General features: G+C 55.8%; 8 protein-coding genes. All 8 read right to left on the bottom strand.

Annotation, left to right across the window (positions count from 1 at the left end; all coding sequences use genetic code 11):
- Window positions 1-167: 167 nt before the first annotated feature.
- Window positions 168-1067 (bottom strand): lipid kinase YegS, encoded by a 900-nt coding sequence (gene yegS / locus RT340_RS19950; RefSeq protein ID WP_034824860.1) that lies wholly within the window; start codon window positions 1065-1067, stop codon window positions 168-170.
- A 233-nt stretch (window positions 1068-1300) separates the two neighbouring features.
- Complete coding sequence (gene yegQ / locus RT340_RS19945) at window positions 1301-2668, bottom strand: tRNA 5-hydroxyuridine modification protein YegQ (protein WP_160833496.1); 1368 nt, start codon at window positions 2666-2668, stop codon at window positions 1301-1303.
- Window positions 2669-2807: 139 nt separating this feature from the next.
- Window positions 2808-3515: a two-component system response regulator BaeR gene (gene baeR / locus RT340_RS19940; protein WP_097116631.1), complete on the bottom strand. Its 708-nt coding sequence runs from the start codon at window positions 3513-3515 to the stop codon at window positions 2808-2810.
- A gap of 3 nt (window positions 3516-3518) precedes the next feature.
- On the bottom strand, window positions 3519-4910 hold the full coding sequence (baeS, locus tag RT340_RS19935) for a two-component system sensor histidine kinase BaeS (RefSeq protein WP_313377561.1): 1392 nt from the start codon (window positions 4908-4910) through the stop codon (window positions 3519-3521).
- A complete protein-coding gene (locus RT340_RS19930) occupies window positions 4907-6313 on the bottom strand; it encodes an MFS transporter (RefSeq protein ID WP_160868022.1) in 1407 nt (468 codons plus the stop codon). Before RT340_RS19930 ends, baeS begins: the two co-directional genes overlap by 4 nt.
- 16 nt (window positions 6314-6329) lie before the next feature.
- Window positions 6330-6728 carry a type II toxin-antitoxin system tRNA(fMet)-specific endonuclease VapC gene (locus RT340_RS19925; protein ID WP_097116633.1) on the bottom strand — a complete coding sequence of 133 codons (399 nt, stop codon included), beginning with the start codon at window positions 6726-6728 and terminating at the stop codon, window positions 6330-6332.
- Complete coding sequence (gene vapB, locus RT340_RS19920) at window positions 6728-6961, bottom strand: type II toxin-antitoxin system VapB family antitoxin (protein WP_034824846.1); 234 nt, start codon at window positions 6959-6961, stop codon at window positions 6728-6730. Before vapB ends, RT340_RS19925 begins: the two co-directional genes overlap by 1 nt.
- A 71-nt stretch (window positions 6962-7032) precedes the next feature.
- Window positions 7033-8920: efflux RND transporter permease subunit (locus RT340_RS19915; RefSeq protein WP_313377560.1), on the bottom strand; the 1888-nt coding region annotated here is incomplete at its 5' end.

The raw sequence follows: 8920 nt of genomic DNA, 5'->3' as shown, positions 1-8920 counted from the left end.
TCACCAGCAACCCAGACTGCGTTATCACCAGCAACCCAGACTGCGTTATCACCAGTAACCCAGACTGCGTTATCACCAGTAACCCAGACTGCGTTATCACCAGCAACCCAGGCTGCATCACCACTAGCAATCCAGACTGCATTTCTTCCGAATCTAACCGACTAACATCACGCCAGTAGCGGGCACTGCGGCGGCAGGCGGCAGCTCAGCGCGCCTGGCATCACTTCAATTTCAAATTCGCTGCCGGTCAGCGGTTCGCCATCCAGATTGAACGTCATCTCGTGCGGTGAACGAATGCTCAGCGACTGCAACTGCGCCGAAACAATATTCGGATTCTCATCATTACGCGTCAGCGAATGCAGCAACGTCGGCAACAACTCCTGCGCGGTGACGATGCTCAGATTCAGCTGCCCATCATTGATCAATGCATCCGGACACAGCTTCTGTCCGCCACCTGCCTGACGACCATTACCAATGCCGATCACCAGTGCATCACCTTGCCACTCAAATCCCGGACCGCTGATCTCACAGCTATCCGGCTTCAGCGCATCCACTCGCATCAAACCATGAATAAAATAGGACACGCCGCCTAAAGCCGATTTCAATTTCTCCGGCGTCTCCGTGGTAATACGCGTGCCAAAGCCGCCGGTCGCCATATTGATAAAGTAGCGATCGCCATTTACCCGCGCCAAATCAATCGCGCTGGCTTTACCCAACACCGCCAGACGCAGCGCCGGTTCCATCTCCTCTGGAATCCCCACGCTGGTGGCGAAATCATTGGCCGTGCCAAGCGGCAGAATACCCAGTGCTGGACGCTGCTCTGCAGGCACTGCCGCCAGCGCTGTGGCGATTTCATTGATGGTGCCATCGCCGCCGCCCGCTACCACGGTTTCAGCCTGCAACGCCACCGCTTCCTGCACGTAACGGTCACCGTCGCCCTTTTCCCAGGTCACGCGTACCGCCAGATTAAAACCTTCATCGCGCAGCGTATTCACCGCCGCACGCAAATCTTCATTGCCCGCGCCTTTCCCATTGAGGATTAGCAGCGTCAGTGGTTTATTTTGCATAATCAGTTCCTTGAGGCGAAATACGATGCAGAGGTTATAGCATAGCTGGGCGAGGAACTTTATCGGCGGGCGATTAAAAAAAAGAAAACCCGCACGGGGGAGCCGGGCGGGTGAATGAGGTGGGTCCTGGTACTACCTGCTGTTTATTGTTACTCGTTAGCAGCAGGCGGGATTCTAAAGCGAGGCGCAGCGGCGGTCTGTGATCCTGTTCTAACTTCGCGCCTTTCTTTTCATTATGTGCGCTTTTTTCCGTGCGGATCGTAGGTGCTGTTGCCGTCAGTGAAATTTCGCATTAGCAAAGCAAAGGCCAGATCCACCGATTCCGGTACCGGGATCCACACCTTATGTCCATCTCCCGGCGCGACATCTACCGCTGCGCCCTTATCATTTTGCATCGATTCCAGCGTACAGTTCAGATTGCCCTGCGGTGTCATGATCTCCACAGAATCACCGAGCAAAAACTTATTCTTCACGGCAATTTGCGCCCAGTCGCCGCGACGTTCACCGGTAAACTCTCCCACAAACTGCTGGCGATCGGATACCGAGAAACCCTGTTCATAGTTCTGATAACTGTCATGCGTATGACGACGCAGGAAACCTTCGGTATAGCCACGATGCGCCAAACCTTCTAGCGTCTCCAGCAGCGCCGGATCGAACGGCTTGCCGGCTGCCGCATCATCGATGGCGCGACGATAAACCTGCGCGGTGCGAGCACAGTAATAGAAAGATTTAGTGCGGCCTTCAATTTTCAGCGAATGTACGCCCATCTGGCTCAGGCGCTCGACATGGGCCACCGCGCGTAAATCCTTTGAGTTCATGATGTAAGTGCCGTGCTCATCTTCAAAGGCACTCATCACTTCACCGGGCTTCATCTTCTCTTCTAACAAGAATACACGGTCGGTCGTCGCGCCAACGCCCAGCGTGGGCTCCTGCACCTCAACCGGCTGGTGGAAGCCGACAATATTGCCCACCTCATCCTGTTTGCCTTCTTCCACTTTGTATTCCCAGCGGCAGGCGTTAGTACAGGTTCCCTGATTCGGATCGCGCTTATTGAGATAACCGGAAAGCAGACAGCGCCCGGAGTAGGCCATGCACAGTGCGCCGTGTACGAAGATCTCAATCTCCATTTCTGGCACCTGCTGGCGAATCTCAGCAATCTCATCCAGCGACAGCTCGCGCGACAGAATCACGCGGGTCAGCCCCATCTGCTGCCAGAACTTCACCGTCGCCCAGTTCACCGCATTGGCCTGCACCGATAGATGAATCGGCATCTCCGGAAAAGCTTCACGCACCAGCATAATCAGGCCGGGATCGGACATGATTAGCGCATCGGGCTGCATCTCCACCACCGGCGTCAGGTCGCGGATAAAGGTTTTCAGCTTGGCGTTATGCGGCGCGATGTTCACCACTACGTAGAATTTCTTGCCCAGCTGGTGCGCTTCTTCAATGCCCTTGGCCAGCACTTCGTGGGTAAATTCATTATTACGCACGCGCAGGCTGTAGCGCGGTTGACCGGCATACACCGCATCTGCGCCATAGGCAAAGGCATAGCGCATATTCTTCAGCGATCCAGCTGGAGAAAGGAGTTCGGGTTTAAACATGGAGGGAATTCTCACTGATGTCAGGTCAGCATGCCATCGGCGATGGCAGGTGCACGAGCCGCATCAAACGGCCCTGCAAAAGGTGGGGAATTGTAGGCAGGGCCGTCGCTGAAGTAAATTGATCTACATCAAGCGAGCGCTACATCAGGCGACAGACGTCCGCTTCCCAGCGATAACCCATGCCGTACACCGCACGAATAAACGGCTGCTCCGCATCGAGGTTTTCCAGCTTGCGACGCAGATTCTTGATATGGCTATCAATAGTGCGGTCAGTGACCACGCGATAATCGTCATAAAGATGATTCAGTAACTGTTCACGCGAGAACACTTTACCCGGCTCCAGCGCCAGGGTTTTCAGCAAGCGGAATTCAGCAGGCGTCAGTTCCAGCTGCTGTTCGCGCCAGCTGGCCTGAAAACGTCCTTCATCAATCAGCAGATGCGAGGCGAGCTGTGCCTCTTCCGGCGAACGTTTTACACGGCGCAAAATGGTTTTCACGCGCGCCACCACCTCACGCGGGCTGAACGGTTTGCAGATGTAATCATCCGCGCCGATTTCCAGCCCCAGCAGGCGGTCGATCTCCTCGGTGCGTGCTGTCACCATAATGATCGGCAGCTCGGAGAAACGGCGGATTTCACGACACAGCGTTAAGCCATCGCGACCCGGCAGCATCAAATCCAGCAGCATCAAATCCGGCGGTGAGTGCTGCACGTAGTTCAGCACTTCATTGCCATCGGCAATATGGTGGGTGCGATAGTTGGACGCCTGCAAATAATCGATCATCAGCTGCGCCAGTTTCGGTTCGTCTTCAACAATAAGAATCAGGGGATCGTGATTATCCGGGCTCATAAGCTATTTCTGGTGAGGAACATACGGCAAGTTTAGCGCGATTTGCAATCCACCTAAATCAGAGTGCTCCGCAGAAATGCTGCCGCTATGTGCTTCAACAATGTTTTTACAGATCGCCAGGCCTAATCCAGAGCCGCCGCTGGCGCGATTGCGTGAACTTTCAGCACGGAAAAAACGCTCAAAAAGATGTGCCTGATGTTCAGCATCGACGCCGGGCGCGCTATCCGCAAAGCGTAACTGCCAGTAGTCGCCGTGTTGCTGCAGGCTGACCCGTACTTCGCCACCGGCATCGGTATAACGCAGGCTATTCTCCAGCAGATTGGTGAACAACTGCATCAAACGATCCGGATCGCCAAAACTTTCCGCTTTGGTCGGCAGCGCAAGGGTGAGCGTCAAATCCCGGCTGCGATAGCGTTCGCCAAAGCTGCCTGCCACCACTTCCAGCAGATTCACCACATCCACCGGCTGTTTGCGATAGGCGAGGGCGCCCGCGTCAGACAGCGACAGCTGATGCAAATCATCCACCAGTTTAGTCAGCACCACCACTTCACTCTGCAGTGAGGTGATGGCCTCCGGCGTCAGCTTGCGCACACCATCCTGCATCGCCTCCAGCTCGCCGCGCAGGATCGCCAGCGGCGTGCGCAGCTCGTGGGAGATATCGGCCATAAAGGCGCGGCGGTTACTTTCGTTCTTCTCCAGCGAACTGGCGAGCTGGTTAAAGTCACGCGCCAGCTGGCCGATTTCATCACTGCTGCCCACTTCCACGCGTGTGGAAAATTTGCCTGCCGCCAGTTCATGGGTGCCATCCACCAGCCGCTTCACCGGGGCCAATAAGCCGCGCGCCAGCAGCCAGGTGACCAGCGCCGCCAGCAGCGTGGTGAGGGTGACGATCATCCAGCTGGTGCGGCGCTGCTGCAGATCAAAGTTGATATCGGTGCTGCGCGTCAGTCGTTCAGCGGGCGAGGCGATCACCCAACCCACCACTTTGCCGGTGCTGGTGGTGATGTTGCGCCGCGTGCCTTCCGGCGGCACCGGTGAGTGTGGCCCGGACAGCACTTTATACTGCTGATCGATAATCCAGAATTGGGTGCGCCAGCCGTGTGGCGGCAACTGCGTACTGCTGCCGGGATTTTGCTCCATCGATCGCAGAATGGTGAAAATCAGGCGGTCGTTGTTCCGCAGGAAATCCCAGTTGCCGTGCTGCTCATACTGATCCGCCAGCGCATCGCTCAGCAGGGTTAAACGCTGTTCATTGCCTTTCTTGATGTAATCAACAAAGCCGTGCTCAAAGCTGAGGCGCACGCCCCAGTGCATGGTGATGATCACCAGCATGCAGGTGGAAAAAATCGCCACAAACAACTTGGCACCAATGCCGAGTTTCAACGGCTGCTTCATGCTTTTCTCCTGCCTCTGAGATCCACGTTCTTACTCACATCTTTGGGTACGCGCCAGAACACCAGTGCTGGCAACACAATCACCAGCGCCATGCACAGGTAGGTATAAATAAAGGTTTGATGTGCGGCGGCGCTGTTGGTCACGGCGCCGTGGGCGAACGCACCCAGCAGCAAGCCTGCCACCGTGACGCCAATACTCATCGACAACTGCATGATCATCGAGAGCAAGCTGTTGCCGCTTGAAGCCAGATCATCCGGTAACTCTTTCAGCGTTAAGGTGTTCATTGAGGAGAAGCGGATGGCATTCACCATGCCTTGCAGCAGCAGGACCACTGGCAGCATCCACACCCATCCGAGCAGCGCCACTGCCGGAAACAGCAACACCACCAGCGCCAGTGCGATAGTCGCCCCGACCAGCGCATTGCGATAGCCAAACAGGTTAACGATGCGCACCACCACGCGTTTGGTGCCCATATTGCCCAGCACCATCGGAATCATCATTAAACCCGCGTGGAACGGGCTGTAGCCGAGGCCCACCTGCAAAAAGATCGGTGTCATAAAGGGCAGCATGCCGCTACCGATGCGTCCGGTGAAGCTGCCGAGCAGGCCAATCGAGTAGATGCGGTTGTCGAACAGCTTCAGGCTAAACAGCGCGTTGTCGTTGTTGCGGCCGTGCATCAGGTAAAACAGCAGGGAGAACACGCCGACCAGAATCAGTGCGCCGAGCAGCAGCGGGGAGCCGCCGGTGCTGCGCTGGCCGTCGAGCGCCAGCGTCAGGGTCGCCATGCCCACTGCCAGCAGCACAAAACCGAGGAAGTCGAAGCGTTTGGTTTGCATGGTGTAATTCGGCATCAGCATCAGGGTGGCAATCGCGCCGATGATGCCGACCGGAATATTAATCAGGAAGATCCAGTGCCAGCTGGCGTATTGCACTAAAATCCCGCCCAGCGCCGGACCGAGCAGCGGACCGATTTGCCCGGGGGTTGTCACAAAGGTCATCGCCGACATGTACTGCTCGCGCGGCACAATTTTCATCACCGTCAAACGCCCGACCGGCACCATCATCGCACCGCCGACGCCTTGCACCACGCGCGCCATCACCAGTTGATCGAGCGAGGTGGAGAAGGCGCACAGCAGCGAACCGATGCTAAACAGCACAATGGCGCAGAAGAAAATGTTACGCACGCCAAAGCGATCCGCCAGCCAGCCGCTGATCGGCAACGTCACGGCCACCGTCAGCACATACGACACGATCACCGAATGCATGTTGAGTGGGCTGACATTGAGGTCACGCGCCATTGAAGGGATGGCGGTGTTGACGATGGTGGTATCCAGCGCCTGCATAAAAAAGCCGAAGGCGACGATCCATAGCTGCCAGCGCACGGTAGCGGTTTGCGAGTTCATGAAGATTACCGTTATATTAAAGCCAGTTTTCGCTGATTAACCCGTTCACCCGTGAAAATTCGCGCAGGTTGTTGGTAATGAGTGTTAGCGCTTCACTCCGCGCGTGTGCAGCAATGTGTAAATCATTCAGACCGATGGGTGTGCCTTTCTTTTCCAGGTCAGCGCGAATCGAGCCGTATTGAAATGCTGCCCTTTGGTCGTAACTGAGTACGTCCAGACGGGAAACAAAGTCTTCAACAGTGCGTAAATTCCTTTCAGGAAAAGCACTTTTCTCCGCACCATGAACGAGTTCAGCAAGCGTAATCGATGAGATGACCATGCGCCCGACATTGGCATTAAAGCGTTCCAAAACCTCAATCGGGCGGCGTTTGATGACATAGATAACGATGTTGGTATCCAGCATATAGCGATGCATTAAAAATCTTCCCTGTCAGATTGCTCCTGTGACGCACGCTCATTCATAAAATCATCGCTTACGCTGGGGCCATCGAGGAAAAAGCTATCCCAGGCGTTTTCTATTGGTGTGAGAATGCGCTCTTTGCCAATCGCACGCACCGTGACATTTTTCACGTTGTCGGGAAAGCGCACGTCAGCAGGAATACGCACGTTTTGCGTACGATTATTGGTAAACACTGTACCTTGAGACATATAAACCTCCTTCATAGTGACTGGATAAAGTTTACTCGCTTTATGCTATGTAGCAAAGGTGTATAGCATGGTCATTCGGTAATCAATGCCGCTTTTTTACGCCGACTCAGCTTATCCATCATCAGAAACACCACCGGTGTGGTGTAGAGCGTGAGTAGCTGACTCATCACCAGGCCGCCGGCAATAGTGATGCCCAGCGGTTGACGCAGTTCGGCACCGTCGCCGCTGGTCAGCACCAGCGGCAGTGCGCCAAACAGCGCTGCCAGCGTGGTCATCAGAATCGGGCGGAAACGCATCTGGCAGGCCTGGAAAATGGCGTCACGCGCGCTGAGATTGCCGTTGCGCTGTGCCTCCAGCGCGAAATCCACCATCATGATGGCGTTCTTTTTCACGATGCCAATCAGCAGCAATATCCCTATCAGCGCAATCAAACTGAACGGCGTATTAAACAATTCCAGCGCCAGCAGCGCGCCCACGCCGGCCGAAGGCAGGGTGGAAAGAATGGTCAGCGGATGCACGTAGCTCTCATACAAAATCCCCAGCACGATATACACCGCTGCAATTGCCGCCAGCATCAGATACAGCTGGTTGGATTGTGACTGTTCAAATACCTGCGCCGTACCGGCAAAGCTGCCGCGCACGCTGGAGGGCACGCCGAGCGCCGTCATGGTGCGTTCAACGGCGGCTGAAGCCTGGGATAACGACACGCCTTCCGGCAGGTTAAAGGAGATAGTCGAGGCGGCGGACAGGCCTTCGTGGTTCACCGACAGTGGCGCGTTAGCTGGTTGCCATTTGGCGAACCAGCTCAGCGGAATGGCTTTGCCATCGCTGTTGATCACGAACATCTGATCGAGGGCGCTGATATCCTGGGTGTAGCGCGGATCGACCTCCATCACCACTTTGTACTGATTGAGCGGCTGGTAAATGGTGGAGATTTGCCGTTGACCAAAGGCGTTGTTCAGCAGCGCATTGGCGGCCGAGACTTCAATACCCAGCCGCGCCATGCTTTCCCGATCGTAGGTCAGATCCATTTCGCTGCCTTTGTCCTGCTGATCGGAGTTCACGTCCACCAGTTCTGGCAACGCGGCAAACGCCTGACGAATTTTCGGCTCCCACTCACGCAGGTCGGCGAGATTATCCGACAGTAGGCTGTATTGGTAGCTGGCGTTAGATTCACGTCCGCCGATGCGAATATCCTGCACCGCATTGAGATACAGGTTAGCGCCGGGCTCTTTCGCCAGCTTGGTGCGCAGGCGGGCAATCACCTCCTGCGCGTTTTCACTGCGTTCCGACAGCGGCTTAAGTGACACGAACATCGATCCGCTGTTGGTACGCGAACCGCCGGTAAAGCCGGTGACGTTATCCACCGCCGGATCGGCTTTGATGATGTTCATAAAGTCCTGCAGCTTGCCGCGCATCGCCTGGAACGAAATGCTCTGATCCGCCGAGATAAAACCGTTTAAGCGCCCGGTGTCTTGTTCCGGCATAAAAGTTTTGGGGATCGAGATAAACAGATACACCGTCAGCCCGACGGTGGCGAGCAGTAGCATCAGCACCCAGATGGCATGATTCAGCACCCAACCCAGCGAGCGCGCGTAGCCGTTTTGCACGCTCAGCATCACTTTGGCAAAACCCCGCGTGCGCGGCTGGCTGCGCTTTTCCTGCGGCTTCAGCAGGTAGGCGCACATCATCGGCGTCAACGTAATCGAAATAAACAGCGAGATGAGGATCGCCACCGACAGCGTGATGGCAAATTCCGAGAAGAAGCGCCCGATAATGCCGCCCAGCATCAGCAGTGGCAGGAACACGGCAATCAGCGACAGACTCATCGACAGCACGGTAAAGCCCACTTCGCGCACGCCGGTTAGCGCCGCCTGTAGCGGTTTCATCCCCGCTTCAACGAGACGCGCGATATTTTCCAGCACCACAAACGCATCATCTACCACGAACCCGGTTGCG

This window comes from Pantoea sp. CTOTU50773 (genome assembly GCF_032082325.1).
Taxonomy (GTDB): Bacteria; Pseudomonadota; Gammaproteobacteria; order Enterobacterales; family Enterobacteriaceae; genus Pantoea; species Pantoea communis.
This window is presented reverse-complemented; position numbering and strand designations above follow the sequence as displayed.